The 24,879-nt window shown below is 72.7% G+C and carries 28 protein-coding genes and 2 pseudogenes; 15 read left to right on the top strand and 15 right to left on the bottom strand.

What is annotated here, in order from left to right; translation table 11 throughout:
• Window positions 1-135 precede the first annotated feature (135 nt).
• Window positions 136-1,185, top strand: a complete 1,050-nt coding sequence (locus AQJ58_RS26660) for a LacI family DNA-binding transcriptional regulator (protein WP_107122166.1) — start codon at window positions 136-138, stop codon at window positions 1,183-1,185.
• A gap of 107 nt (window positions 1,186-1,292) precedes the next feature.
• The gene (locus tag AQJ58_RS26665; protein ID WP_067254536.1) at window positions 1,293-2,738 is read left to right on the top strand and encodes a benzaldehyde dehydrogenase; all 1,446 of its coding nucleotides are present in this window, start codon (window positions 1,293-1,295) and stop codon (window positions 2,736-2,738) included.
• Between the two features lie 13 nt (window positions 2,739-2,751).
• On the opposite strand, the gene trxA is transcribed toward AQJ58_RS26665, so the two are convergent.
• The gene (gene trxA / locus AQJ58_RS26670; RefSeq protein ID WP_067254538.1) at window positions 2,752-3,132 is read right to left on the bottom strand and encodes a thioredoxin; all 381 of its coding nucleotides are present in this window, start codon (window positions 3,130-3,132) and stop codon (window positions 2,752-2,754) included.
• 118 nt (window positions 3,133-3,250) lie between these two features.
• On the opposite strand from trxA, the gene AQJ58_RS26675 reads away from it, so the two are divergent.
• Entirely contained in the window at window positions 3,251-4,669 is a 1,419-nt protein-coding gene (locus tag AQJ58_RS26675) for a dihydrolipoyl dehydrogenase family protein (RefSeq protein WP_067254541.1), read from the top strand.
• A 70-nt stretch (window positions 4,670-4,739) separates the two neighbouring features.
• On the opposite strand, the gene AQJ58_RS26680 is transcribed toward AQJ58_RS26675, so the two are convergent.
• Window positions 4,740-5,384, bottom strand: a complete 645-nt coding sequence (locus AQJ58_RS26680) for a peptide deformylase (RefSeq protein ID WP_067254543.1) — start codon at window positions 5,382-5,384, stop codon at window positions 4,740-4,742.
• Between the two features lie 130 nt (window positions 5,385-5,514).
• On the opposite strand from AQJ58_RS26680, the gene AQJ58_RS26685 reads away from it, so the two are divergent.
• A complete protein-coding gene (locus AQJ58_RS26685; protein ID WP_067254546.1) occupies window positions 5,515-6,942 on the top strand; it encodes a PepSY-associated TM helix domain-containing protein in 1,428 nt (475 codons plus the stop codon).
• A gap of 155 nt (window positions 6,943-7,097) precedes the next feature.
• Here the strand turns inward: AQJ58_RS26685 and AQJ58_RS26690 are convergent, their stop codons facing one another.
• Both AQJ58_RS26690 and AQJ58_RS26695 read right to left on the bottom strand, forming a co-directional pair.
• Window positions 7,098-7,475, bottom strand: a complete 378-nt coding sequence (locus AQJ58_RS26690) for a tetratricopeptide repeat protein (RefSeq protein WP_067255135.1) — start codon at window positions 7,473-7,475, stop codon at window positions 7,098-7,100.
• Window positions 7,476-7,560: 85 nt separating this feature from the next.
• Complete coding sequence (locus tag AQJ58_RS26695; RefSeq protein WP_107122172.1) at window positions 7,561-8,088, bottom strand: MarR family winged helix-turn-helix transcriptional regulator; 528 nt, start codon at window positions 8,086-8,088, stop codon at window positions 7,561-7,563.
• A gap of 82 nt (window positions 8,089-8,170) precedes the next feature.
• Here AQJ58_RS26695 and AQJ58_RS26700 point away from each other — a divergent pair, with 82 nt between their 5' ends.
• The gene (locus AQJ58_RS26700) at window positions 8,171-9,124 is read left to right on the top strand and encodes an EamA family transporter (RefSeq protein WP_079079260.1); all 954 of its coding nucleotides are present in this window, start codon (window positions 8,171-8,173) and stop codon (window positions 9,122-9,124) included.
• 184 nt (window positions 9,125-9,308) lie between these two features.
• Here the strand turns inward: AQJ58_RS26700 and AQJ58_RS26710 are convergent, their stop codons facing one another.
• The gene (locus tag AQJ58_RS26710; RefSeq protein WP_067254556.1) at window positions 9,309-10,088 is read right to left on the bottom strand and encodes an alpha/beta fold hydrolase; all 780 of its coding nucleotides are present in this window, start codon (window positions 10,086-10,088) and stop codon (window positions 9,309-9,311) included.
• Window positions 10,089-10,152: 64 nt separating this feature from the next.
• Between AQJ58_RS26710 and AQJ58_RS26715 the strand changes: the two genes are divergently transcribed.
• Window positions 10,153-10,572 carry a MarR family winged helix-turn-helix transcriptional regulator gene (locus tag AQJ58_RS26715; protein WP_067254559.1) on the top strand — a complete coding sequence of 140 codons (420 nt, stop codon included), beginning with the start codon at window positions 10,153-10,155 and terminating at the stop codon, window positions 10,570-10,572.
• A 42-nt stretch (window positions 10,573-10,614) separates the two neighbouring features.
• Here the strand turns inward: AQJ58_RS26715 and AQJ58_RS26720 are convergent, their stop codons facing one another.
• Both AQJ58_RS26720 and AQJ58_RS26725 read right to left on the bottom strand, forming a co-directional pair.
• Window positions 10,615-11,331, bottom strand: coding sequence for a DUF4142 domain-containing protein (locus tag AQJ58_RS26720; RefSeq protein ID WP_067255138.1), 717 nt, complete (start codon window positions 11,329-11,331; stop codon window positions 10,615-10,617).
• Window positions 11,332-11,515: 184 nt separating this feature from the next.
• Window positions 11,516-11,929 carry a hypothetical protein gene (locus AQJ58_RS26725; protein WP_067254561.1) on the bottom strand — a complete coding sequence of 138 codons (414 nt, stop codon included), beginning with the start codon at window positions 11,927-11,929 and terminating at the stop codon, window positions 11,516-11,518.
• Here AQJ58_RS26725 and AQJ58_RS46035 point away from each other — a divergent pair.
• Window positions 11,928-12,443: pseudogene (locus AQJ58_RS46035) on the top strand (DUF1963 domain-containing protein); the annotation flags it as partial. The gene AQJ58_RS26725 and the pseudogene AQJ58_RS46035 overlap by 2 nt on opposite strands.
• Window positions 12,444-12,621: 178 nt before the next feature.
• The gene (locus tag AQJ58_RS26730; protein ID WP_067254564.1) at window positions 12,622-13,083 is read left to right on the top strand and encodes a helix-turn-helix domain-containing protein; all 462 of its coding nucleotides are present in this window, start codon (window positions 12,622-12,624) and stop codon (window positions 13,081-13,083) included.
• 104 nt (window positions 13,084-13,187) lie between these two features.
• Here AQJ58_RS26730 and AQJ58_RS26735 read toward each other — a convergent pair whose 3' ends face one another.
• The gene (locus AQJ58_RS26735; protein ID WP_067254566.1) at window positions 13,188-13,553 is read right to left on the bottom strand and encodes a YybH family protein; all 366 of its coding nucleotides are present in this window, start codon (window positions 13,551-13,553) and stop codon (window positions 13,188-13,190) included.
• 96 nt (window positions 13,554-13,649) lie between these two features.
• Here AQJ58_RS26735 and AQJ58_RS26740 point away from each other — a divergent pair, with 96 nt between their 5' ends.
• On the top strand, window positions 13,650-14,606 hold the full coding sequence (locus tag AQJ58_RS26740; protein ID WP_079079275.1) for a LysR family transcriptional regulator: 957 nt from the start codon (window positions 13,650-13,652) through the stop codon (window positions 14,604-14,606).
• On the opposite strand, the pseudogene AQJ58_RS41585 reads toward AQJ58_RS26740, so the two are convergent.
• From AQJ58_RS41585 to AQJ58_RS26750, 3 genes and pseudogenes are all read right to left on the bottom strand, one after another.
• Window positions 14,534-15,500, bottom strand: a pseudogene (locus AQJ58_RS41585) (pirin family protein). The gene AQJ58_RS26740 and the pseudogene AQJ58_RS41585 sit on opposite strands and share 73 nt — an antisense overlap.
• Window positions 15,501-15,553: 53 nt before the next feature.
• Window positions 15,554-16,033, bottom strand: a complete 480-nt coding sequence (locus AQJ58_RS26745; protein WP_234360310.1) for a hypothetical protein — start codon at window positions 16,031-16,033, stop codon at window positions 15,554-15,556.
• Between the two features lie 5 nt (window positions 16,034-16,038).
• The gene (locus AQJ58_RS26750; RefSeq protein ID WP_067254570.1) at window positions 16,039-16,509 is read right to left on the bottom strand and encodes an ATP-binding protein; all 471 of its coding nucleotides are present in this window, start codon (window positions 16,507-16,509) and stop codon (window positions 16,039-16,041) included.
• A gap of 152 nt (window positions 16,510-16,661) precedes the next feature.
• Here AQJ58_RS26750 and AQJ58_RS26755 point away from each other — a divergent pair, with 152 nt between their 5' ends.
• Both AQJ58_RS26755 and AQJ58_RS26760 read left to right on the top strand, forming a co-directional pair.
• Window positions 16,662-16,883, top strand: a complete 222-nt coding sequence (locus AQJ58_RS26755) for a DUF397 domain-containing protein (RefSeq protein WP_067254572.1) — start codon at window positions 16,662-16,664, stop codon at window positions 16,881-16,883.
• A gap of 122 nt (window positions 16,884-17,005) precedes the next feature.
• On the top strand, window positions 17,006-17,920 hold the full coding sequence (locus AQJ58_RS26760; protein WP_067254573.1) for a helix-turn-helix domain-containing protein: 915 nt from the start codon (window positions 17,006-17,008) through the stop codon (window positions 17,918-17,920).
• A gap of 25 nt (window positions 17,921-17,945) precedes the next feature.
• On the opposite strand, the gene AQJ58_RS26765 is transcribed toward AQJ58_RS26760, so the two are convergent.
• Window positions 17,946-18,764, bottom strand: a complete 819-nt coding sequence (locus AQJ58_RS26765; protein WP_067254576.1) for an SAM-dependent methyltransferase — start codon at window positions 18,762-18,764, stop codon at window positions 17,946-17,948.
• A gap of 175 nt (window positions 18,765-18,939) precedes the next feature.
• Between AQJ58_RS26765 and AQJ58_RS26770 the strand changes: the two genes are divergently transcribed.
• The 3 genes from AQJ58_RS26770 to AQJ58_RS26780 all read left to right on the top strand — a co-directional run bounded on the left by AQJ58_RS26770 (window position 18,940) and on the right by AQJ58_RS26780 (window position 21,144).
• Entirely contained in the window at window positions 18,940-19,668 is a 729-nt protein-coding gene (locus AQJ58_RS26770) for a helix-turn-helix transcriptional regulator (protein ID WP_067254578.1), read from the top strand.
• Window positions 19,665-20,642, top strand: a complete 978-nt coding sequence (locus AQJ58_RS26775) for a threo-3-hydroxy-L-aspartate ammonia-lyase (protein WP_067254580.1) — start codon at window positions 19,665-19,667, stop codon at window positions 20,640-20,642. The genes AQJ58_RS26770 and AQJ58_RS26775 overlap by 4 nt, the downstream gene beginning before the upstream one ends.
• Before the next feature lie 142 nt (window positions 20,643-20,784).
• On the top strand, window positions 20,785-21,144 hold the full coding sequence (locus tag AQJ58_RS26780) for a cupin domain-containing protein (protein WP_067255140.1): 360 nt from the start codon (window positions 20,785-20,787) through the stop codon (window positions 21,142-21,144).
• A 39-nt stretch (window positions 21,145-21,183) separates the two neighbouring features.
• Here the strand turns inward: AQJ58_RS26780 and AQJ58_RS26785 are convergent, their stop codons facing one another.
• The gene (locus AQJ58_RS26785; RefSeq protein WP_067254583.1) at window positions 21,184-22,536 is read right to left on the bottom strand and encodes a vWA domain-containing protein; all 1,353 of its coding nucleotides are present in this window, start codon (window positions 22,534-22,536) and stop codon (window positions 21,184-21,186) included.
• Complete coding sequence (locus AQJ58_RS26790; protein WP_067254586.1) at window positions 22,533-23,390, bottom strand: AAA family ATPase; 858 nt, start codon at window positions 23,388-23,390, stop codon at window positions 22,533-22,535. Before AQJ58_RS26790 ends, AQJ58_RS26785 begins: the two co-directional genes overlap by 4 nt.
• Window positions 23,391-23,502: 112 nt before the next feature.
• On the opposite strand from AQJ58_RS26790, the gene AQJ58_RS26795 reads away from it, so the two are divergent.
• Window positions 23,503-24,075 (top strand): hypothetical protein, encoded by a 573-nt coding sequence (locus AQJ58_RS26795; protein ID WP_067254588.1) that lies wholly within the window; start codon window positions 23,503-23,505, stop codon window positions 24,073-24,075.
• 47 nt (window positions 24,076-24,122) lie between these two features.
• Here the strand turns inward: AQJ58_RS26795 and AQJ58_RS26800 are convergent, their stop codons facing one another.
• Window positions 24,123-24,848 carry a hypothetical protein gene (locus AQJ58_RS26800; RefSeq protein WP_067254590.1) on the bottom strand — a complete coding sequence of 242 codons (726 nt, stop codon included), beginning with the start codon at window positions 24,846-24,848 and terminating at the stop codon, window positions 24,123-24,125.
• Between the last annotated feature and the right edge of the window lie 31 nt (window positions 24,849-24,879).

The following is a 24,879-nucleotide window of genomic DNA, read 5'->3' on the forward strand; positions in this document are numbered from 1 at the left end:
CGCGACACGCCGAGCGGCGCCGCACCGCACCGGAGAGCGTGTCTGGTAATTCGTACTGATGAGCGCAGGTGTGGTTGACGCTTCATCGAATGTGTGCGTGCCCCACCTGAAATTCTGCGCACAGCTTCTGCCAAGATGCCGTACGTCATGGTGCAGATACCCAATACGCCCGCGCCGACGAAGCCGCCGGCGCCGCGCCCCGTGCCCACGAGTGCCGACGTGGCACGCCTGGCCGGAGTCTCGCGCGCGACCGTCTCCTATGTGCTGAACAACACCAGCGCCGTACGCATCAGCGAGCCCACCCGTCGCCGGGTCCACCAGGCGGCGAGGGAGTTGGGGTACGTGCCGCACGCTGCCGCCCGCAGCCTGCGCGCCGGACACAGCCGGGTCGTCCTGATGCCCACCCTGCCGGTGCCGGCCGGCCCCCTCTACAGCCAGTTCGTGCACGACTTCCAGGGCGCCCTGAGCCGCCTGGACTACACGGTCGTCCAGTACGGCACGTCCGGGCTGTACGGCGACGACGCCGCCCGGGCCTGGGCCGAACTACGGCCGGTCGCCGTGCTCGTGCCCACTCCGGGCATCGGTCCCGAGGGCGTGGCCGTCCTCAAACGGTCCGGCGCGCGGGCCGTGGTCACCCTCAGTCCCGTGCCCGTCGAGGGCGCCCACGCGCTGCTCCTGGACCATGCCCGCGTCGGCCACAGCGCCGCCCTGCACCTGCACGCGCGGGGCAGACGGCGGATCGGTGTCGTGGTGCCCGAGGAGCCGGGCATGGAGATCTTCTCCGGGCCCCGGCTGACGGGCGCCCGCGAGGCCCTGCGCGGCACCGAGGCCACCGTCGTCGAACTGCCCCTCGCGTACACCCGCAGCTCCGCCGCCGCCCTCGCCGCCCGCTGGGCCGACCTGGGCCTGGACGCCGTGTTCGCCTACAACGACGAGTACGCCATGCTCCTGATGTGGGCCCTGGCGGAGGCGGGGGTGCGCATCCCCGAGGACACGGCCGTCATCGGCGCCGACGACCTGATGCTGGGCGCTCTGCTGCGGCCTACGCTGAGCACCGTGCGCATCGAGCTGCCCTCCGGCCGCGAACTCGCGGCACTGGTGGACCGGGCGGTGCGCAACCCCGGCGCGGAGCCCGAGTCGCACCCGCTGTCCGGCGCGACCGTGGTGCACCGCGAGTCCAGTTGATCCGGGAGGGTGCGCCCGAGCGGAACAAGCTGTTAAATGCTCAACCAGATGGGACGTGTGTGCCCCCGAACCGTGCGTCCCGCGGGTCACCGATCGGAGAGCCATTCATGCCCCTGCTCGACCCCCAGACCTGGCAGACCTCGCAGTCCCGCGCCCTGACCGGCCCGCGGCACACCGTCACCGAGCCCGCGACCGGCGCACCGCTCGGCACCGTCGTGCTGGCCTCCGCCGCCGATGTGGCCACCGCCGCCGAGACCGCCCGCGCCGCCCAGGGCGAATGGGCCCGCCTGCCGCACTTCGTCCGCGCCGGGGTGCTGCGCAGGGCCGGCGACCTGTTCGCCGCGCACGCCGACGAACTGCGCGACTGGCTCGTCCGCGAGTCCGGCTCCATTCCGGGCAAGGCCGACTTCGAACTCCACGTCGCCGCCCAGGAGTGCTACGAGGCCGCCGCCCTCGCCTCCCGTCCCGCCGGCCAGGTCCTGCCCAGCGAGGCGCCCAGGCTGTCGTACACCCGGCGGATCCCGGTCGGCGTGGTCGGCGTGATCTCCCCGTTCAACGCCCCGCTGATCCTCTCCATCCGCTCCGTCGCGCCCGCCCTCGCGCTCGGCAACGGGGTCGTCCTCAAGCCCGACCCGCGCACGGCCGTCTGCGGCGGCCTCTCGCTGGCCGCCGTCTTCGCCGAGGCGGGCCTTCCCGCCGGCCTCCTCCAGGTGCTGCCCGGCGGTGCCGAGACGGGCGCCGCCCTGGTCGCCGACCCCCGCGTGCCGGTCATCTCCTTCACCGGCTCCACCGCCGCGGGCCGTGCGGTCGGCGAGGCCGCCGGACGCCACCTCAAGCGCGCCCACCTGGAACTCGGCGGGAACTCCGCCCTGATCGTCCTGGAGGACGCCGACCTCGACGCGGTGATCTCCACCGCCGCCTGGGGCTCGTTCTTCCACCAGGGCCAGATCTGCATGACCACCGGCCGCCACCTGGTCCACGCCTCGCTCTACGACGAGTACGTCGAACGGCTCGCCGCCAAGGCCGAGTCCCTGGCCGTCGGCGACCCGCACCGCGCGCAGGTCCACCTCGGCCCGCTCATCGACCGGGGCCAGCTCACCAAGGTGCACGGCCTGGTCGAGGCCAGCACGGCCGCCGGCGCGAAGCTCGCCGCGGGCGGCACCCACGAGGACCTCTTCTACCGGCCGACCGTCCTCACCGACGTCGACGAGACGACGCCCGCCTACGCCGAGGAGGTCTTCGGCCCGGTGGCCCCCGTCCGCGCCTTCAGCACCCCCGACGAGGCCGCCGCGCTCGCCGCGCAGAGCGCCTACGGTCTCTCCCTGGGCATCGTCACCCGGGACGCCGCCCGCGGCCTGGACCTCGCCGAACGCATCCCCACCGGCATCGTCCACATCAACGACCAGACGGTGAACGACGAGGCCGTGGCCCCCTTCGGCGGTGTCGCCGCCTCCGGCACCGGCGCCCGCTTCGGCGGCGAGGCCAATGTGGAGGCGTTCACCGACCTGCGCTGGACGACGGTGCGCGGCGACGTGGCCCCCTACCCCTTCTGAGGCCTGGCGAGGCCTACTGGTCGGCCTGGGCCGCCTGCTGCTCCGCCACCGACTTGCGGACCTCGTCCATGTCCAGCCTGCGCGCCTGCCCGATCACGTCCGTGAGGGCGGCCTCGGGCAGCGCGCCCGGCTGGGCGAACACGGCCACCCGGTCACGGACGATCATCAGCGTGGGAATCGACTGGATGCCGAAGGCCTGGGCCAGTTCCGGCTGCGCCTCGGTGTCCACCTTGCCGAACACCAGGTCCGGGTTGTCCTGCGCGGCCTTCTCGTACACCGGCGCGAACTGACGGCACGGGCCGCACCAGGCCGCCCAGAAATCGATCAGGACGAAGTCGTTGTCCGTGACCGTCTGGTCGAAGTTCTCCTTGGTGAGCTCCACGGTGCTGCTCATGACCTGCGACCTTCTTCCTGGTGGGGGTTCCTGGTCGGCACCAACACGGCCGTGCGGGCGCGTATTCCGCGCCCCTGTCCGTGTGGCCACCCCGCACACCACCCACCAGACTGACCCCATGACGGAATCGGAAACCATCGCCTACGACGTCGTGGTGCTCGGAGCCGGGCCCGTGGGGGAGAACGTCGCCGACCGCACCCGTGCGGCCGGCCTCACCACCGCGGTCGTGGAGAACGAGCTGATCGGCGGCGAGTGTTCGTACTGGGCCTGCATGCCCAGCAAGGCCCTGCTGCGACCGGTCATCGCCCGGGCCGACGCCCGCAGGCTGCCCGGACTGCGCCAGGCCGTCCAGGGACCCCTGGACGCGGACGCCGTCCTCGCCCGCCGCAACTGGTTCACCGGCGACTGGACGGACGACGGTCAGGCCGACTGGCTCGGCGGCATCGGCGCCGACCTGTACCGGGGTCACGGCAGACTGGCCGGCCCGCGCACGGTGACCGTCAGGGAGCGCACGCTCACCGCCCGGCACGCCGTGGTCGTCTCCACCGGCACCCGGGCCGTCCTGCCGCCGCTGCCCGGCCTCGCCGAGGTACGGCCCTGGACCAGCCGCGAGGCCACCAGCTCCCAGACCGTGCCCGGCCGGCTCGTCGTGGTCGGCGGCGGAGTCGTCGCCACCGAGATGGCCACCGCCTACCGGGCCCTCGGCTCCGAGGTCACCGTCCTCGTCCGCGGCAAGGGCCTGCTGAACCGCATGGAGCCCTTCGCCGGCGAACTCGTCGCCGAGGCGCTCACCGAGGCCGGCGCGGACGTACGGACCGGGACCTCGGTGGAGTCGGTGACCCGCGCCGACGGCACCGTCACGGTCGTCACCGGCACCGGGGACCGGATCGAGGCCGACGAGATCCTCTTCGCCACCGGCCGTGCCCCGCGCACCGACGACATCGGCCTCGACACCGTCGGCCTGGAACCCGGCTCCTGGCTCACGGTCGACGACAGCCTGCGCGTCACCGGCACCGACTGGCTGTACGCCACCGGTGACGTCAACCACCGCGCCCTCCTCACCCACCAGGGCAAGTACCAGGCCCGGATCGCGGGCGCCGCGATCGCCGCGCGTGCCGCCGGCACCCTCCTGGACGGCCCCGAGCCGTGGAGCGCCCACGCCGCTACGGCCGACCACGAGACCGTCCCCCAGGTGGTCTTCACCGACCCGGAGGCCGCCGCGGTCGGTCTCTCGCTGGCCGAGGCCGAACAGGCCGGGTACCGGGTGCGCGCCGTCGACGTCGACATGTCCGCGGTGGCCGGCGCGGGCCTGTACGGCGAGGGCTACAAGGGACGCGCCCGGATGGTCGTCGACCTGGAGGAGGAGGTCCTGCGCGGGGTCACCTTCGTCGGCCCGGGCGTCGGCGAACTGATCCACTCCGCGACCGTCGCCGTCGCCGGCCGCGTCCCCGTCTCCCGCCTCTGGCACGCGGTCCCGTCCTACCCGACCCTCAGCGAGATCTGGCTGCGCCTGTTGGAGGCGTTCCGCGACAACTGACCTGTGGGGAAGGGGGCTCGGGTTACGCCGGTCTGCGGCGCCCCGGTCTACGGCACTACGGCGCCCCGGCCTACGGCAACTCGAAGCCGAGGGCGCCGGCCGCCTCCGACGGGGTCGGCTGGGCCCAGCGCTCCAGCGCCGTCTGGTTGGCGGACAGCGAGCGCAGCTCGGCCCGGTCGAGGTACAGGGTGCCGTCGAGGTGGTCCGTCTCGTGCTGCACGATCCGGGCGGGCCACCCGGCGAACACCTCGTCCAGCGGCCGCCCGTGCTCATCCTGGCCGGTCAGCCGTACCTCGGCGGCCCGGGCCACCACCGCCTGGTAGCCGGGCACGCTCAGACACCCCTCGAAGAAGGCGGCGCGGACCGGACCGACCGGCTCGTACGAGGGGTTGACGAGGACCCGGAAGGGCAGCGGCACCCGTCCCCGGGTCACCCGCACCTCCTCCGGCACCGGCGCCGGGTCCTCGATCACCGCGATCCGCAGCCCCACACCGACCTGCGGCGCGGCCAGCCCGACACCGGGCGCCGCGTGCATCGTGACGCGCAACGCCTCGACGAACCGGGCCAGCAGGGACGCGTCGAGCTGACCGTCGTAGCGTTCGGTGCCGGCGCGCAGGACCGGGTCGCCGGCCGCGACGATCGGCAACGGGCCGCCGGGGGCGAGGAGTTCCTCGATGCGGTCGGCAAGGGGCGTACGGGGACTGGGAGCTGCCATCGGGCCAGCATGACATGAGCGACGCACGTGTGACGCAGGTCACGAGAACTCGCGGGAACTCGGCCCGGGCGCGATCCGACTACTGGACCGTCCCGGCTCAACCCGTCCCCGATCCCGGAGTAGCTCCCCGATGACCACCGCTCCCTCGACCCCCACGGGCGAGGCCCCCGAGGCGGGCCCGGCCCCGGACCCGCTGCCCAAGTCCCCCGGCCCGTGGGCCTCGTTGCGCCCCCTGGTGCTGCGTCTGCACTTCTACGCGGGCGTCGTCGTCGCGCCGTTCCTGCTGATCGCCGCCGTCACCGGCCTGCTGTACGCGGGTTCCTTCCGGGTCGAGAAGCTCCTCTACGCGCACGAGATGACCGTGCCCGCCGGCGACACCAAGCTGCCGATATCCGAGCAGGTGGCCGCCGCCCGCAAGGCCCACCCCGAGGGCACGGTCTCGGCCGTGCGCCCCTCTCCGCAGGACGACGCCACCACCCGGGTGATGCTCTCCGGCGTCGAGGGCGTCGACCCCGAGCACACCCTCGCCGTGTTCGTCGACCCGTACACCGCCGAGGTGCGCGGCGCGCTGGAGCAGTACGGCTCCTCGGGCGCCCTGCCGGTGCGCACCTGGATCTCCGGCCTGCACCGCAACCTCCACCTCGGCGAAACCGGCCGTCTCTACAGCGAGTTGGCCGCGAGCTGGCTCTGGGTGATCGCGGCCGGCGGTATCGTGCTGTGGTTCTCCCGCCGCCGCGCGCTGCGCAAGGTGCGCGGCACCAGCGGCCGCCGCCGCACCCTCGGACTGCACGGCACGGTCGGCGTCTGGGCCGCCGCGGGGTTCTTCTTCCTGTCCGCGACCGGCTTGACCTGGTCCACCTATGCCGGCGCCAACATCGACGAGCTGCGCACCTCGCTCAAGCAGGCCACCCCGTCCGTCTCGGCCGCGGTGAGCGGCGGCGGCGAGCACGCCGGTCATGACGCGGCCTCCGGTTCGGGCGGCGACGGCGAGCACGGCGTCGGCCTGGACAAGGTGCTCGCCGCCGCGCGCGCCGAGGGGCTGGGCGACCCGGTCGAGATCGTCCCGCCCGCCGACGCCTCCTCGGCGTACGTCGTCAAGCAGATCCAGCGCAGCTGGCCCGAGAAGCAGGACACCGTCGCGATCGACCCCGCGACCGGCGAGGTCACCGACACCGTGCGCTTCGCCGACTATCCGGTGCTCGCCAAGCTGACCCGCTGGGGCATCGACCTGCACACCGGCACCCTGTTCGGGCTGGTCAACCAGATCGCGCTGATGCTGCTCGCGCTCTCCCTGATCCTGCTGATCGTGTGGGGCTACCGCATGTGGTGGCAGCGTGGCCGCGGCTCCGCCTTCGGGCGCCCGATCCCGCGCGGCGCCTGGGCGCAGGTTCCGCCGTACGTCCTGGTGCCGCTGATGGCGGCGGTCGCCGTGCTCGGCTACTTCGTCCCGCTCCTCGGCATCCCGCTCGCCGGCTTCCTGGTGGTGGACGTGATCCTCGGCGAACTGGCCCACCGGCGCCGGACGAGGGCGAAGGCCGAGGCGCAGGCAGAGGCATAGGCGGAGGCGTAGGCCCGAGCCCGAGAGCACGGGAGCGACCATGCACACGGGAGCGGCCCGGCGGTGAGGTCCACCGCCGGGCCGCTCCCGTGTCGTGGGGCGGATCACGCCCGGGACCCGATCATGTCGTGGGCCCGCTCATGTCCTGGGCCGGATCAGTCCTCCGGGAAGTCCCCGGCCAGCGCCGAGGCGATCCGCAGATGCGGTGCCGCCTCCGTGTGCCGTCCCTGCCGCTCCAGGGTGCGGCCGAGCATCAGGCGCGCGTAGTGCTCCACCGGGTCGCGCTCCACGATCAGCCGCAACTCGGTCTCGGCGCGGCGCAGTTGGGCCGAGTGGTAGTAGGCGCGGGCCAGCAGCAGCCGCGGTCCGGTCTGCTCCGGCACCTCGTCGACCAGCGGCGCCAGCACCCGGGCCGCCGCGGTGTAGTCCCGCGCGTCGAAGAACAGCCGTGCGCGCTCCCAGCGCTCGGCCGGGGTCCCGTGGGCGTAGTACGCCGACTCGCTCGTCGCGTCGTACCCCGTGCCGTATGTCATGTTCACTCGTGACCTCCTTCGCCGCCGTCAACCGGAGGTGGTCGTTGAATATTCCACTACCGGGCGGGGTCGCCCGCGGCGCCGGTCACTCGGCGTCGGCGGCTCCCGGATGCTCCATGCGGCCCAGCCACCCGGTGAGCAGTGCTTCGAGGGTCGCGGCCTCGGCGGGCGTCAGCAGGTCCAGCAGGCGGCGTTCGTTGTGCATGTGCTCGGTGAAGGCCCGGTCGATCAGTTCGCGGCCGGGCCCGGTGAGGGCGACGATTCGGCCGCGCTGGTCGTCGGCGGAACGGCGGCGCGTGACGAGCCCGGCCCGCTCCAGCCGGTCGATCCGCTTCGTCATCGCGCCGGTGGTGACCATGGTGTGCGCCGCGAGTTCGCCGGGGGCCCGCTCGTAGGGCTCCCCGGCGCGGCGCAGGGCGCACAGTACGTCGAACTCGCCCTCGCCGAGGCCGTAGCGGCCGTAGACCAGGCACAGTTCGCCGGTGAGCCGGTCGGCCAGCCGGTGCAGCCGGCCGAACACGCCCTGGGGGCTCACGTCCACATCGGGGCGCTCCCGGCGCCAGTCGGCCTGGATGCGGGCCACGTGGTCCAGCGGTTCACCGTTCTGTTCCATGACAGCCATATTAGCTTCCCCGGAAGTTACCTTCGCTTCCCGGGAAGTTACATTCGCTTCCATGGAAGCTATATTGGCTTCCATGGAAGCGAATGTACGCCGGGTGGCCCTGACGGCCCTGACCGCGCTAGCCCCGGTGGCCTGGGGTGCCAACTACTTCGTCACGCACGAGTTCCTGCCCGCCGACCGACCGCTGTGGGGAGCCGCCCTGCGGGCGCTGCCCGCCGGGCTGGTCCTGCTGGCCCTGTCCCGGCGGCGGCCGCACGGCGCGTGGTGGTGGCGTTCCGCGGTGCTCGGGCTGCTCAACATGAGCGTCTTCTTCGTCCTCGTCTACGCCGCCTCCCAGCTCCTGCCGACGAGCGTCGCCTCGACGGTGATGGCGCTGTCGCCGCTCACGATGATGCTCATCGCCTGGCCCCTGGTGTCCGAGCGTCCGCGGGCCGGTCACCTGGCCGGTGCCGCGGTCGGACTGGCCGGGGTCTGCCTCATGCTGCTCACGGGGGCGGAGGCGGTGAGTGTGCCGGGGGTGCTCGCCTCGGCCGCCGCGCTGCTGGTGTCGTCCTTCGGTCACATCCTCGCCAAACGCTGGAGCACCGGCGCGGACGTGCTCGCGTCGACGGCCTGGCAGCTCACGGCCGGCGGTCTCCTCCTGCTGCCGGTCGCCGCGGCGGTGGAGGGTGCTCCACCCAGCGCCTCCACCCCGACCCTCCTCGCCTTCGCCTACGTCTCCCTCGTCGCCACGGCCCTGGCGTTCGTCGCCTGGTTCACCGGTCTGCGACACCTGCCCGCGGGGACGGTCGGGCTGATCGGCCTGCTCAACCCGGTGACCGGTGTCGTCCTCGGTACGGCGATGGCGGGTGAGGGCCTGACCGGCCGGCAACTGGCGGGCCTGGCCCTGGTCCTGTCGGGCGTCGCCCTGAGCCGCCCCCGGCGCACGCCCCGGCCTTCCGGTCCGGTGCGCTCGGGGCCGGGCCCGAAGCGGCGGGTGGTGAGAACGCCGTCCGCTCTCCCCGGTGTCGAGGGCGATCGGCGTTGACCGGTGCGGGAACGAGGGCGTCCTGATGCCGGCTGCGGCGGTCGCGGTGGTCCGGGCGGTGTGGGTGGTGTGCGCGGGTGTGGGCGTGGCGGCGGTCGTGTGGGGGTCGTGGCGAGCCCGGTGCGTGCGCGACGGCAGGGCCGGTCATGTGCGGCCGGGGTCGCGGGCGCACCTCCGTTCGTGATCATCGGCGCGTGGTCCGTGCGGCGAAGGCGTCGAGCAGGGCGAAGGTGCGCTCCGGCTGTTCGAGATGGGGCAAGTGGCCCGCTTCGGCGACCACTTCCATACGGGCGTTCGCGAACGACGCCGCATATTCCCTGCCGTAGGCCGGAGTCGCGATGCGGTCGCTCTCGCCCCATACGACGAGGGTGGGGACGGTGACGGCCGCGAGGCGCGGGCGCAGGGCGGGGTCGTTCATGGCGGGGCCGCCCGAGTACACGCGCAGGGTGGCCGAGTTGGCCCGCATGGCGGCCAGTCGCTCGGCCGGCAGGGTCGCCGGGTCGACGTGGAAGCGCTCGGGGTCGTGGTACGCGTACTCGGCGATGCCGCGTGCGTCGAGGGCGAAGAAGTCCCGGATCGGTTCGTCGTCGACCTCGATGCCGACCGCGTTCAGCAGCGCGACCGCGCTGATCAGTCCCTCCGTGTCGGCCGCGGCCAGTTCGGCGGCGATCCAGCCGCCCAGCGACGAGCCGATCACCAGGACGTCGGACAGGTGGCGTTCGCGCAGGAGGCGGAGATAGGCGGCGGCGAGGTCGGCCACCCGGGTGAGGCCGGCGGGGCGAGGGGTGCCGTCCCAGCCGGGGTGGGTGGGCAACAGCGTGGGGGCGGTGCCGGCGAAGTGCTCGGCGATCGGGGCGACGGTGGCGGGACCGCCGCCGCCGTGCAGCACGAGGACGGGGCGGCCGGTGGCGGGGCCGGATTCGGTGAGAGTGAGGGGGAGGGCGCGGGCCGGTGTCGGAGTCATGCGGCCGACAGTAACTAAGGATGCTTATATAAGCAAGCTTAGTCGCTGTGCTAGCCTGGCCGACATGGCCGTTGAACTGCAGATCCTCGGACGGGCCGTGAAGGCCGCCCAGTACCGCCAGCACCGGGCGCTCGACACGCGTCTCGCGTCCGTCGGCAGCACGCTCGCGCAGTGGGACGCCCTGCGGGCGATCGGCCGCGTGCCGGGCGCCAGCGCCCGGGAGCTGGCGGCGGCGACCTTCCAGAGCGAGCAGGCCTTCGGCACGCTCGCCGGGCGCCTGGCGGCGCAGGGGCTGGTGGACCGGCGCCCCGGACACGGCCGCCGCATCGAGCACCACCTCACTCCGGAGGGGAGCCGGATGCTGAAGGCCGGTCACGCGGTGGCGGACGAGGTGCTCGCGGAGTGCTTCGAGGGCCTGACCGAGCCGGAGCGCGAGGCGTTGCTGGGCCTGCTGCGGAAGGTCGAGGGGCAGTCCGAGGGGTGAGGCGGGCCTCCCCGCGCAACCTCGGCCGCCCCTGGGTGGCGTCTATCCGTTGGCGGCCGCGCCGTTCATCGCCGGGCCCAGGTCCGCGGGGGTGGACGTGGCGTTCGGCGGCGGCGGAAGGACGACCAGCGGCTGACCGGCGGGCGGGACCGGCGGGGTCATGTCCGACTTGGGCAGGGTCGGCGGCTTGGTCTGGTTGAAGAGCGTGGTGTCGAAGTCGACCAGACCGGTCTGCTCCATCACCGTGATGTGGTCCAGGACGGTGTCGTTCGCCTGGTCCGCCAACGCGCGCACCAGGGAGTTCTTCGTCGTCGCCCGGACCTTCGCCACCGTGTTGAAGATGGAACCGTGCGTCATGCGCAGGATGTTGGCGAAGTCGATGTCGAACTGCTTGCCCTGGGACGTCTTCAGGGTGGTGACGAAGCCCTCCTGCTGGGGGCTGGCCACGTTGGGCAGGACGACGTTCAGCATCGGTGCGATCTTGCGGCAGGTCTCGTCCAGGGCCGCGTGCCCGTCGACGAGATGCTCGCTGGCCGTCTTGACGGCCTTGCTCTGGCCCTTCTCCAGCCCGATCAGTCCGACAGGGTGCTCCCAGAGACCGGCCGCCCGCACCGCCACCACGAAAGCCCGGTCGCTCTCGGTGAACGGCCCCCACTGGGTGTTCGCGATGAGCCGGTCGGGCGAGGTCGACACGGTGGTCAGACCGAGCATCGACGGGTACGCGAGGGCGCTCACTGTCAGGGTCAGGGCGCCGCCCACGACGAGAGTGCCCACGAAATTGCGTGAGAGCTGCACTGTTCCTCCTGTGCGGTCGAGGGGGTCTGTCGGAATCGCTCGTCGCCCGGCGGGGCGGTCGCAGACGAATACGTGCCTGACGCCCTTCCAACTCACCCCGTCCCAAGAAATGTTCAAGAGGGGGCAAAGGAGATCTCGCCCGCGTCCGTCACGGCGCGTAGTAGGCGGCGTACCGGGTGGAATACCCCGCGACGGAGAAGTCCTCGAAGTCGCCGGCCTGCTCGCAGACGAGCAACCGCCGAAGCGCGGCCGCGGCGTCGGGCCGACGCCGGGACCGCAGGTACGCCTTGGTCCCGGCCAGTCCGGTCCCGCACAGCAACTGGATGTCGATCGAGCAGTCGGCGTCCATACTGGCGGTCTTGGCGTCCCAGATGAGCAGTACGTCGTCGAGACCGCCGGCGTTGAACAGCTGGACGCAGCACAGTCTCATCAGCTCCGTGTCGCCGGCGCCCTGTGCCTGGCGCTCGCGTGCGATCTGCGCCCCGAGCAGCCGACGAATGTCGTCGAGGTCGGCTTCGGCCGGGTGCACACCGTAGCGGTCGAGGCACGCCTCTTCGTCCATGGGGCACGCCCTTTCTCGGTGGTCGCCGGCCATCCCGCCGTCTGCTGGGTCCTGGGCGCCGGGCACATCCAGGGCGGCTCTATCGTGTCACGACACGGCAGTTGGCCCGTCGGCGTCAGCGGCGGCCACGAGTGAGGTTCTCATCGGTCCTCTCCTTCGTGGATGTCCCGGCCTTCAGGCCAGGGAGGAATCGAAGCTCCTGCGGAGCGGGGCAGGGGGCGCCGGTTCGCCGCCAGGGCGGACCGGCGTTCACGGCGAGCAGATCGTGGCCGCCCTCGGCGGGGCCCCCGAGCTTCCGGCCGGGGTTGCCTGGCCCGAGTGGCCCGGACACGGGCCCCTGTCCTTCGTCGCTTCGGTGCGGTCTGCCGCACTTCCCCGGGGCGGACGTGCCGAGGACTTCCCGCGGGACGGGACCCTGCTCTTCTTCTCCCTCGACGGTCAGGTGGACGACGACGCCTTCGTGTCCGTCGAGGACCTCGAGACCCGGGCCGGTGCGCGGGTGCTGTACCTCCCGGAGAACACCCCCGTCCTCCCGGCGGACACACCCCCCGCACTGGAGGCGTTCCCGCGCGTGGAACTCGGCGCGGACACCGGGCAAAGCGCCCCGGACCGGTGGCTGCCCCGGGCCCGGCAAGCCCTGCTCGGCGACACCCGGCACTGCGGACTCGGCGCTGGGGCGGCTGCTGTCACCAGTGCTGTCGAATCTGCTGGCCCCCGGCTGCGAGGTGTCCTCCGCCGGTGCGATCCGGCTCGCCGACGAGATCGCGGAGCTGGCGATCACGGCCGCCCTCGAGGAGGTCGAACCGGACGACCCCAACGCCGAGGCGCGTCGGCTCTACACGGCCGTACTGCACCACATCGACGCTCACATCGACGACCCGGACCTGTCACCCCAGCAGATCGCGAGCACCTTCTACGTCTCCACGCGCACCCTGCACCGGATCTTTTCCCGTTTCGACACGACGGTGGCCACCGCGATCAGGACCCGCCGCCTGGAATCCTGCCGCCAGGCGCTGCTCTCCCCCCGCAACGCCCACCACTCGCTCACCGACATCGCGGCCCGGTACGGGTTCGCCAACCTGGCCGTCTTCAGCCGCACCTTCACTTCGACCTACGGCACCACCCCGAGCCGCTACCGAGAACTCCGCCGCTGACCACGACGCGTCGGACTCCGGCGCACGACCCGGGGCCCGCGACCCGGCGTCGGCACGGGCTCCCGGGACGGCCGCGCCCACCGGCTCACCGCCGAGGCGAGGGATCAGCTGGTGGGTGGGACGAACTCGGGCTGGTCCAGCAGACGCAGCCAGCTTCCGTCGGGCTGGCGCCGGACGACCTGCGCCCGGGCACCGGCCCCGTCCCGTGGGGGAGTCGAGGTGAGGGCGATGTCTCCACTGATCAGCGTCGGCAGCGGTTGTTCCTGTTCGAAACGGGGACGGTGGGCCAGCACCTTCTCCCACAGCGCACGAATCGCCTCCCGGCCCACCGTCCGGTCACCGGGCGGGTAGGCCATCACCGCGCCCTCTTCGTACAGGGCGGCGACCCCGGCCGCGTCACCGGCGTTGGATCGCTCGACGAACAAGCGGGTGATGTCCTCGGGCCGCATGGCCTTCTCGTACTCCGGCATGAATTCCTCCTCGTGGGGCTTCGACGCTTCCCAGCCTGGCGGCAGAGCGGCCAGAATTCCAACAGATGGATCTTCTGGGAACTAGAATCCTCAGTCATGGAACTGAGGCAGCTGGAATACTTCGTCGCGGTCGCCGAGGAACAGAACTTCACCCGGGCAGCCGAGCGGGTGCACATCAGCCAGTCCGGCGTGAGCGCCCAGATCCGCCGGCTGGAGCGGGAACTCGGAGCCGAGCTGTTCGACCGGTCGGCCCGCACCGTCACCCTCACCGTCGCGGGAAAGGCCGCCCTCGGCCACGCCCGCGCCGCACTCGCCGCCGCTGGGGCGGTCGGCCAGGCGGTGGGCGAGGTCACCGACCTGATCCGGGGACGCCTCACCGTCGGGATGGTCGTCGGCTGCACCCTGACCCCGCTGTTCGACGCCCTCGCCGCGTTCCACCAGGCACATCCCGGTGTGGAGATCTCACTGCTGGAGGACAGCTCCGACCGGCTCGTCGAGGGGGTGCGCAGCGGCACCGTCGACCTGGCACTCATCGGGACGGCAACCGCCACGCCCCAAGGGCTGGACGCGCTGACCCTCATCAGCGAGCGGCTCGTCGCGGCGGTCCCGGCCGGGCACCCCTTGGCGAAGCAGCGGCGGGTCACCCTGCGCGACCTGATCGCCTACCCGATCGTGTGCATGCCGCCCGGCACCGGCCTGCGCACGGTACTCGACCAGGCCTGCGCCGCACAGAGCCTCCAGCCCGCGATCACCCTGCAGGCCGGCGCGGCGGAGGCCATTGCCGCCCTCGCCGCCCGGGGGCTCGCCGTCGCCGTCCTCAGCGACTCCATGGCCGCGAGCTACCGCGACCGGCTCACCGCCCGCACCATCGAGGACGTGGACACACCCGCCCTGCTCGCCCTGATCTGGAAGAACACGCACAGCCCGGGGATGCGTGAACTGCTCGTGCACAGCCGGCGGGCATTCGCCGACTTCCCGGCTCAGCGCGCCCTTCCCCGCGGCTTGAGCGGCGTCGGAGGCAGCTCCGGTGCGGGCAGCGGTGCCCCGGCGTAGCCCCGTACCTCTCCGAACCGTGTCCCCTTCATCCAGTCCTCGCGGGCCTGGACGATCTCGTCCTGGGACCCGTCCGACGAAGTTCCACCACATGATCAGCTCCTCCTCGAAGGGCTCGCCGCCGAGGAGCATCAGGCCCGCGTCGGTGTCGGCGCGCAGGGGGAGGTCGGTGCGGCCGCAGCCGAGGTAGAGGAGGGAGCCCGGGAGGACCGGGACGCCGTCGACGTGGACCTCGCCGGACATCGACAGGACGCCGTACTCGAAGTCGGGGACGAGTGGCAGGCGTACGTCCGTGCCCTGGGCCAGGGCGAGGTCCGCGCCCACGATCGGGGTGTACGTCGTCCCGGGGGAGCGGGCGCCGTCGAGTTCACCGAGGACGACGGTGGCGGTGAGGCCGGGCGCGGTGACCGTGGGCAGCGCGGCGTGGTGCTCGAAGTGGGGCTCGGTGTGGCGGTGGGCGTCGGGGAGGGCCACCCAGAGCTGGGCGCCGTGGAGGTAGCGGGCGTGGGTCCGCGGGCTTTCCTCGGAGTGGCTGATCGCGCGGCCCGAGGTCATGAGGCCGAGTTCCCGGGGGCGGACGGTCTGGAGGCTGCCCGTGGAGTCGCGGTGCAGCACCTCGCCCTCGTGCAGCCAGCTGACGGTCTGGAGTCCCATGTGCGGATGCGGCGGCACCTGCATACCGGGTTCGTCGGCGATGTCGTCGGGGCCGTAGTGGTCGACGAAGGCCCAGGCGCCGATCATGCGCCGGCCCAGGTTCGGCAGCAGCCGGCGCACCTCGGTCGACTCGCCGAGCTGCACCTTGCGGGGGCTCAGCAGCTCGCGGACGGGTTCGGCGACCACGAATCCACGCCCGCCGCACACGCTCGGCACGGGCGCACGGTCAAGGTTGCTCATACGGTCAACCTAGCGGTCGGTTCCCCCGGACGGACCGGCTCGCCGCCCGGTCTTCAGTCGTTCAGCGTCGCCGCGAGTTCCCGGCCGGCCTCGACGATCTCGCTGTCGCGGTCCGTGAGGAGATCCTCCAGGAGGCCCCGCTGGGCCCGGACGGCGTGGCGTGCCTGGCGCTCCCAGGCCACGTGGTTGTCCGGGTGGCGCAGCAGCTTGGGGTAGGCGGCGGCGGTGGTCTCCCACTGGCGGGCGTCGGCGATGCTCCTCAGCAGACGCAGTATGGCCACCCGGCAGGTGACCTGCGGAAGCCGTGCGAGCTCCCAGAGGAACGGCACCGTGGCCGCGGTCGCCTGGTCCACCACGAAGCCGTACCGGCAGATACGGCGGCGCAGTTGCCCGAGCGCGCTCTCGGCGGTCTCGGCGTCGCCGCGGGCGACGGTGGTGAGCAGGGCGGGGATGCCGGCGGCGGATCCGGTGGTGTCCCGGATCTCGGGCCAGGGCACATGTCCCAGGTCCTCAAGGGGTGGGGTTCTCCTCATGGCGGTCATGTCGTGCAGGTGCGGGTCGGCAGCATGGCCCAGACGGTCTTGCCCACGGGGGAGCGGCGGGTCCAGCCCCAGTGCTCCGAGAGGGTCTCGACGATGTACAGCCCGCGGCCGTGCTCCAGCAGGTCGTCGCCGGGGTGCGGGTACAGGGGCGGGCTGTCGCTGGGGTCGGTGACGGCGCACATCAGGTGCGAGCGGCGCAGGGTGAGCCGGAGCCGTACGTCGAAGTGATCCGTCACGTGATCCGTGGGCAGGGGCGGCAGGCCGTGCAGGACGGCGTTGGAGGCGAGTTCGGTGACGACGGTGAGCGCGTCGTCCGCGCAGTGGTCCAGGGACCAGCCGCAGAGCGTGCGCCGGGTGAAGTTCCGGGCCTCGGCGCATCCCTCCCGGCCGCCCCCGAGGTGCAGGCTTGCGGTCCTGGACGAGTCGAGGACGGACTCGTGGTTCCGGAACTGCGCAGGTGATGACACGGGGCATCTCCCTGAGGCGAGGTCAGGACGGGCTGCCGGAACTGCGGTTGACGGCACGGTTATTATCCACGCTGACGATGTCCTCGTGCAATTTCACGGGAAATTGCGCGTACGAAGCGAGGAGAGTTGCCGTGTCGTCAGGAACCGGATCGGTGTCGAACGGAGTGCGGGCGAGCGAGCTCGGCGTCCGCTGGATCAAGAGCAGTCACAGCAACGCGGAGGGCAACTGCGTCGAGGTCGCGGCGCTGGACGGGGGCGGTGTGGCGATGCGCAACTCCCGGGACCCCGACGGTCCGGCCCTGGTCTACACGCCGGCCGAGGTGGCGGCGTTCCTGGCGGGGGCGAAGGACGGGGAGTTCGACCACCTGCTGTGAGCGCCTCCGGCGGGAGGGTGCCGCCGACGGGGCGCCGGTTCAATTCCCTTGCTCCCTACGGCCGTCGGGCCTCGGATGCGATACTGGGGTCTGTCGTCTGCCGGTCCGTGGGGAGTCACAGCATGTCTGCCGAGTCACCTCGAGTCTCCCGCCTCGAACCGTATCTGAACCGCGCGGAGCCCGCCCCGACCTTGCTCAAAATGCTGGTCGGGGTCCAGCTCACGGGCATGCGCGAGGACGCCGGGCTCGCCCAGGACCAGGCCGCGCGTGCGGTCCGGTTCAGCCCGGCGAAGCTGTCGCGCATCGAGGCCGGCAAGGGGCGCCGCCCGCCGACGGAGGGTGACGTCCGCGCGCTGCTGGCCCTGTACCGCGCCGAGGAGCACGAGGCCTCGGTGCTGCTGGAGCTGCTGCGGCAGGCGGGGGAGCCGGGCTGGTGGCAGCGGTACGACAAACGGCTGATGCCCGAGTGGTTCGATCGCCTGGTCGGACTTCAGGAGGCGGCCACCGCGATCCGTACCTTCGAGATCCAGTACGTGCCGGGTCTGCTCCAGACCCCCGCGTACACTCGGGCGGTTGTGGAGCGCGGACTGCCCTCGGCCTCGCCGCGGGAGGTGGAGCGCCGGGTGGAGCTGCGCACCCGGCGGAGCGAGCTGCTGCACCGCGCCGACGCCCCGCGGGTGTGGGCGATCCTCGACGAGTCGGTGCTGCTGCGGGTGCTGGGCAGCCGCGAGGTGATGCGCGAGCAGCTCGCCCATCTGGTGGAGCTGGCCCGGCTGCCCCAGGTCACCGTGCAGGTCGTCCCGCTGGACGTCACGCACGCCTCCGCCCCGGCCATCCCCGTCACCTATCTGCGGTTCGGCGGTGCCGATCTGCCCGACATCGTGTATCTGGAGCAGATCAGGAGCGCGACCTTCCTGGAGGACCGGGACGAGACGGAGGAGTACCGGGTCGCCCTGGACCGGCTCGCCGACCAGGCGCTCCAGCCGCGCGAGTCGCTCAGGATGATCGAGGAGACCATCCGGCAGCGCTACGCGTGACGGCCTGGCCGGGTCCGGGTCCCGGTCAGCCCAGACGTCCCACGCCGCCGAACTCGATCCACTCCTGGGTGAGTTGGCGGGGGGCGACCTCGGTGTCGGGCCGCCAGGTGGAGACCTCGACCAGTCCCGGTGCGAGGATCTCGAGCCCCTCGAACCAGGCGGCGACGTCCTTCTGCTCCCGCACCCGGCCCCAGTGCCCCTGTGTGGCCTTGTCCATGAAGTCGGTCACGAACTCCCGTACCGCCGCATCCTCGCTGACCAGCTGACACATCACCAGATAGCTTCCGGGGGCCAGGCGTTCGCACACCCGGCGGACCACGGCGGACGGGCCGTCGGTGTCGCTGTCGGGGATGCAGTGGAAGACCGAGTTGAACAGCACGGCCACCGGCTGGGAGAAGTCGATCAGCCGCTCCGTGTCGGGGTGGGTGAAGATGGCCTCGGTCTCGCGCATGTCGGCGTGGATCACGGTGGTGCGCTCGTCCTGCTCCAGCAGGGCGCGGCCGTGCACGAGGACCATCGGGTCGTTGTCGACGTAGACGACACGGGCGCTCGGGTCGATCCGCTGGGCGACCTGGTGGACGTTGTCCTGGGTGGGCAGGCCGGAGCCGTGGTCCAGGAACTGCCGGACGCCGTACTCCTGGGCCAGGGTCCGCACGACCCGCTGGAGGAAGCGGCGGTTGTTCAGGGCGAGGGCACGGGTGCTCGGTACGACCTTGTCCAGCTCGGCGCAGGCGGCCCGGTCGGCCGCGTAGTTGTCCTTGCCGCCGAGGTAGTGGTCGTACATGCGCGCCGCCGTCGGGATCGTGGCGTCGATCTCCGTGGACAGAGGCTTCCCGGACTGCATGTCTTCTCCCCCAGCTCCGGCCGTGGCCGCGTCGTCGCGGTCGGTAACACATCCTAGGGAAACGGGGATTGGGGACGCCACCCCTTGATCGATCGATCGATCGCCGGGCGGGTGGGGAGCGTCCGGTGTGTTGGACCTGTGGTCCAGAACCTGGACCTGTGGTCTAATCGCTCGTATGGAGACCACTGCCGGTGACTGCGGAGGCGAACGGGCGAGGGACGCGGAGCGGGACGCGATCCTGCGGGCGCTCGTCCCGGTCGTGGACGGGATCGCGGCCACCTTCGGGCCGGTGTGCGAGGCCGTCCTGCACGACTACCGGCGGCCGGAGAGGTCGGTGGTCGCCGTCGCCGGGTCGGTGACCGGGCGGACGGCCGGCGGGGCGATGAGTGAAATCGGCCTGCGCGTCCTGGCCCGCGGCGACGAGGCCCGCGACGAGCTGAACTACGTCACCCGCACCGGCGACGGCAGACGGGTGAAGTCGTCCACGATGGTGCTGCGCGACTCCGCCGGCGGCGTCTTCGGCGCCCTCTGCGTCAATGTGGACGTCACCGAGGTCGACCGGGTGCAAGGGCTGCTCGCCGCGCTCGCGGGCGCCGCCGCACAGCCGTCGCAGGCGCCGGTGACCACCTTCGGCGACGACATCGACTCCGTCGTGGACGCCCTGCTCGACGACCATCTGCGACGCCAGGACCAGACCTGGCCCGGCCTCGACCGGGCCCGCCGCCTCGCCCTCTTCCGGGGCCTCGACGAACGGGGCGTCTTCGCCGTGCGCCGGGCCGTCGAACAGGTCGCCGCCCGCCTGGGCATCTCCCGTGCCTCCGCCTACCACTACCTGGCGCAGGCGCGGGACACGTCCACCGACCCCGCCCACTCCTCCGACTCCGCCGAGGGAGCCCGCCCGTGACCACCGCACCCCCGCCGATCACCCTCGACGACGTCCTGGACGCGGCCGTCAGACTGAAGGGGGTCGCCCGGCGCACCCCCGTGCTGCGCTCCCGCACCCTGGACGCGGCCGTCGGCGCCGAGGTGTTCCTGAAGTGCGAGAACTTCCAGCGCGTCGGTGCCTTCAAGTTCCGCGGCGCCTACAACGCGGCCTCCCGGCTGACCCCCGACCAGCTCGCCCGGGGCGTCGCCGCCTACTCCTCGGGCAACCATGCGCAGGCCGTCGCCCTGGCCGCCCGGGAGCTGGGCACCACCGCGGTGATCGTGATGCCCGAGGACGCGCCGCGCTCCAAACGGGCGGCCACGGAGGGCTACGGCGCCGAGATCGTGACGTACGACCGCTACACCGGCGACCGGGAGGCCGTCACCCGGGCCCTGGCCGCCGAACGAGGGCTCGCCCTGATCCCGCCCTACGACCATCCGCACGTCATGGCGGGCCAGGGCACCGCGGCACTCGAACTGCTCGACGAGGTGGACGACCTGGACGCCCTCCTCGCCCCGGTCGGCGGGGGCGGCCTGATCGCCGGCAGCGCCACCGCGGCGAAGGGGCTGCGGCCCGGCATCCGGATCGTCGGCGTGGAGCCGGAGGCCGGGGACGACACCCGACGGTCCCTCCAGGCCGGCCAGCGGATCGAGATCCCGGTGCCGCGCACCATCGCCGACGGCCAGGCCCTGTCCACGCCCGGTGAGCTGACCTTCCCGGTGAACCGGCGCCTCGTCGACGAGATCGCCCTCGTCTCCGACGAGGAGATCCGCGCCGCGATGCGTTTCGCCTTCGAGCGTCTGAAGATCGTCGTGGAGCCCAGCGGGGCCACCCCGCTGGCCGCCCTGCTCGCGGGCCGGACCGGCGTCCCGGGCCGCCGGGTGGGGGTGATCGTCTCCGGCGGCAACATCGACACCGGCCGTTTCGCCGAGCTGTGCGCGGGTGGCGCCTGAAGGCCCGATCCGCCGAATGGCGCCCCCCGGTGGCGGGGCGGACGATGGACGTGTGAGGCGCGGCCCCCACCGGTGACGTCCCGGGCCGCCGGGGAGACCGGCCGCGGCCGTGGCGCGGCACGGCCGGCAGAAGGAGGACGCCATGCTGGAAGTGAAGACGATGGACAAGCCGGACGAGCGGCGCGACTTCCCCCGGGGCCACCTGGAGGCCGTCCACATGAGCGGGCTGGACTTCGCCATGGCGACGTTCGAGCCCGGCTGGCGCTGGACGGAGTCGGTGGCACCCATCGCGGGCACCGACACCTGCCAGATCCACCACAACGGCTATGTGGTCAGCGGTCGGATGCACATCACCATGGACGAGGGCGGCGAGACCGAGGTGGGCCCCGGCGACGTCTTCGTGATCTCACCCGGACACGACGCCTGGGTCGTCGGTGACGAGCAGTGCGTGGTCTACGACTTCGCGGGGGCGATGGCCACGGACTACGCGAAGGCCGAGTAGCGACCCGAGCCCCGCCGCCCGCCGGTGGGACGACGACGCTCAGATCGGGAGCAACCGCGCGACCAGTACGCCGAGTTGGTGGGCGTTGCGGCACTCGTGCATCGCGACCAGCTCGGCGTACTCGGGAGCGGCCGAGTCGCCCGTGCCCCACAGCGAGCGGGGCTCGGGGTTCAACCAGTACAGACGGCGGGCCCGAGCGGAGATCTCGCGCAGGGCCGCCAGGTTCGGATCGCTCATGTTCGTCCGCGCGTCCCCCAGGACGAACACCGTCGTGCGCGGGCCCACGGCGGCGCCGTACCGGTGCGCGAACTCCCCGAGCGCGACCCCGTAGTCGCTGCTGCCGTGATGGCCCGTCAGCCGGGCCCCGGCCCGGATGCGGGCGCCGAGGCCCTCGGGATCGGCCCGGCCGTGTTCGAGCAGCCCCGTGACCTCGTCGATCCGGTTGACGAAGGCGAACACCCGCACCTTGCCGAACTGGTCGTGCAACGCCTGCACCAGCAGCATCGTGAAGTCGGAGAAGCCGGACACCGAGCCCGACACGTCGCACAGCAGGACCAGTTCGGGACGGGCCGGCCGCCGACGGCGCAGCACCGGCCGCATCGGCACCCCGCCCGTGGACAGCGAGCCGCGCAGTGTGCGGCGCAGATCGATCGTGCCGCGCGCGGCACGGCGGCGGCGCGCGGCCAGCCGGGTGGCCAACTTGCGCGCCAACGGCTGGACGGTCCGCCGCAGTTCGGCCAGCCGGTCCCGGCCCGCGTACAGGAAGTCCACCCGGTCCGCGGTCGGCGCCACCGCCCGCCGCGCGATCTCGTCCCGCCCCCGCCGCTCCGCCACCCGGCGCCGGGCCTCCGCCGCCACCAGCCCCCGGAACTCCTCGATGCGCCGCCGGATCTCGTCCTCCAGCAGCCGCCCCGCGAAACCGGAACCGCCGCCGCGCCGCCGCATCTCGTCCCGGACCCGGGCCAGCAGCGTCTGCGGGCGCAGCCGGTCCAGGGTCTGGTGCGACGACCAGCCGTCCGCCCCCGGTGAACTCCCGTATCCGCCGAGCCCGTCGACCGCCTCGATCGCCAACTGGCCCAGCAGCGCACGGTCGTCGGCGGCCAGCGCGTCCGCGAGCCGCTCGCGCAGGGAGTCCCGGTCACCGGGCTCGCCCGCGGGCGCCCCGACGCCGTAGGGGAAGTACAGGTCGAAGACGGTGTCGAACAGCCGCCGCTGGTCCGGCGCATGCAGCAGGGTGGCGGCCAGCCCTTCGCGCAGCAGCCCCCGGTCGGCGAACCCCAGCGCGGCCACCGCCTCGGCCGCGTCCAGGGTCTCGCCGGTGCCGATCCGCACGCCGTGCGCGCGCAGCGCGGCCACGAACCCGGTCAGCCGGTCGGCGGCGGCGCCGCTCACACGGCGTCCAGGTCGAGCTTGGCGCCGGCCTTCAGGATGTCGTCCTGGTGCTTGAGGATCACGCCCAGACTGTCGCGTACGACGCTCTCGTCCAGGGTGGTGGCGCCCAGCGCGAGCAGGGTGCGCGCCCAGTCGATGGTCTCGGCGACCGACGGCACCTTGCGCAGGTCCATCGCGCGCAGCGCGGCCACCACCCGGACCACCGACTCGGTCAGCACCGAGTCCAGACCGGGCACCCTCAGCCGCACGATCCGCCGCTCCAGCTCCTCGTCGGGGAAGCCGAGGTGCAGGAAGAGACAGCGGCGGCGCAGCGCCTCCGACAGCTCGCGGGTGGCGTTCGACGTCAGGACGACGAACGGCCGGCGGCTCGCGGTGATCGTGCCCAGCTCCGGGACGGTCACCTGGAAGTCGCTGAGCACCTCCAGCAGCAGCCCCTCCACCTCGACGTCGGCCTTGTCGGTCTCGTCGATCAGCAGCACCGTCGGCTCGTCGCCGCGGATCGCGGTCAGCAGCGGGCGCGGGAGCAGGAACTCCTCGCTGAAGATGTCCGTGCGGGCCTCGTCCCAGGTCTCGTCACGGCCGGCGCTGATGCGCAGCAGCTGCTTGGCGTGGTTCCACTCGTACAGCGCGCGGGACTCGTCCACCCCCTCGTAGCACTGGAGCCGCACCAGCCGCGCCCCGGCCACCCGGGCGACGGCCTTGGCGAGTTCCGTCTTGCCGACGCCGGCCGGGCCCTCCACGAGCAGTGGCTTACCGAGCCGGTCGGCGAGGAACACGGTCGTGGCGACCGCGGGAGAGGCCAGATAGCCGGTCTCGGCGAGACGGGCGACGACGTCGTCGACGGACGTGAACAACGGGCCCTCCGGGGGTCGGGCGGACGGTCGAGGACGAGCAGGTGCTCACGTATCTAAGCGCTTGTTCACCCGCCTTGTCGATGGTGTCAGTGGCGGCGGATACCGTGCGGCCATGGGTATCTACCTCGTGAGCGTGGACCCGGAGGACTGGTCGGTCCCCGGTGAGGACGGCTACGGCGATGTCGCCGCCGCCCTGGACGAGCGGCTGACTCAGCGCGGCCTGCCGCCCTACCGGCCGGGCCGGCCGCCGGAGCCGGGCCGGTTCGCGGAGAAGACGAGCCCGCCGATGGACGGCTTCGACACGCTCTGCCGGGCCCACCTCACCCCCGGCGAGCGGCACGCCCTCCTCAGCTGGTCGTTCCTGGTCCCCTTCGCGCTGGAGGAGCCCCTCCTCCTGCCGGTCGAGAACGCCTACGACACCGAGACCCTGGTCGTCGGGGCGCCCGGCGTCCTCGCCCTCGCCGAGCGGCTCGCCGCCGCCCTCCAGCTGCCGCTCGACCTGATACCGGAGCCCTCCGGCCCCTACGGCCTCGGCGCCTGGTTCCAGGACGGCGACGCGCGGAAGCGGGCCGCGACCCGTCCCGGCCCCTGGGCCGACGACCCGGACACCGCGTTCTTCGCGGCGCTGTATCTGCGTGCCGCCCAGTACGCGCTGCGCCACCACTGCCCCATGACCTACTCCTGAGCGACCTGCTCCTGAGCGACCTGCTCCCGAGTGACCTGCGGAGCGGCCTACTCCTGAGCCGGCTCCACCAGGAACACCGTCAGCCACTCCGCGTCCGCCGCGTGATAGCCGAGCCCGACCAGCGCCTGCGAGGCCGCCCGCATGTGCTCGGCGCCGTAGACCACGGCGACGGTGAACGGCCCGGTGCGGCTCGTGTACGCCTGGTCGAACTCGGTGAGCGCCCGCACGAGCAGCCGGTCGCGGCGGCGCATCACCAGGTCGTCCAGGCCGGGCATGCCGTCCGCCACGGCCTGCTCGGTGTCGCCCACCAGATCCTCGGTGGCCAGATGCCGGGCCAGATAGCGGCGGGTGCCGAACAACCGCATGCCCGCGGCCATCGCCGGCGTCAGCGTGGCGATCAGCAGGCGCTCGCGCAGCGGCAGCCCCCGGAAGCCGGCCTCGAACTCCCGGCCCGACATGTCCGGGCACACCACGGGCACCCCGAGCGTCCGGTAGTCGATGTCCTGGACGACCAGCCCGAGCCGCTCGGCGTACTCCAGCTGCTCGTACGACGCCACCAGGGCCTCCGCGCCCGGGGAGCGCGGCTGACGGCCGATGCCCTCGGTGAGCACCAGGTCGCAGCGGCGCAGCCGGTCCGCCACCTCCCGGTAGAACGCCGGCTCCCCGAGGTGGATCATCGGGAACAGCAGGAAGGACAGGCCCGTTGCGGGTCTGGTGAACCGGATCACGGCGGACCGCACGCCGGCCAGACCGGTGACCTCGATGAACTGCATGGGAGCCCCCTGGCTGCGCGCACGGCACCAG

Origin of the sequence: Streptomyces sp. DSM 15324 (genome assembly GCF_001514285.1) — a bacterium.
In the GTDB taxonomy this organism is placed as follows: domain Bacteria; phylum Actinomycetota; class Actinomycetes; order Streptomycetales; family Streptomycetaceae; genus Streptomyces.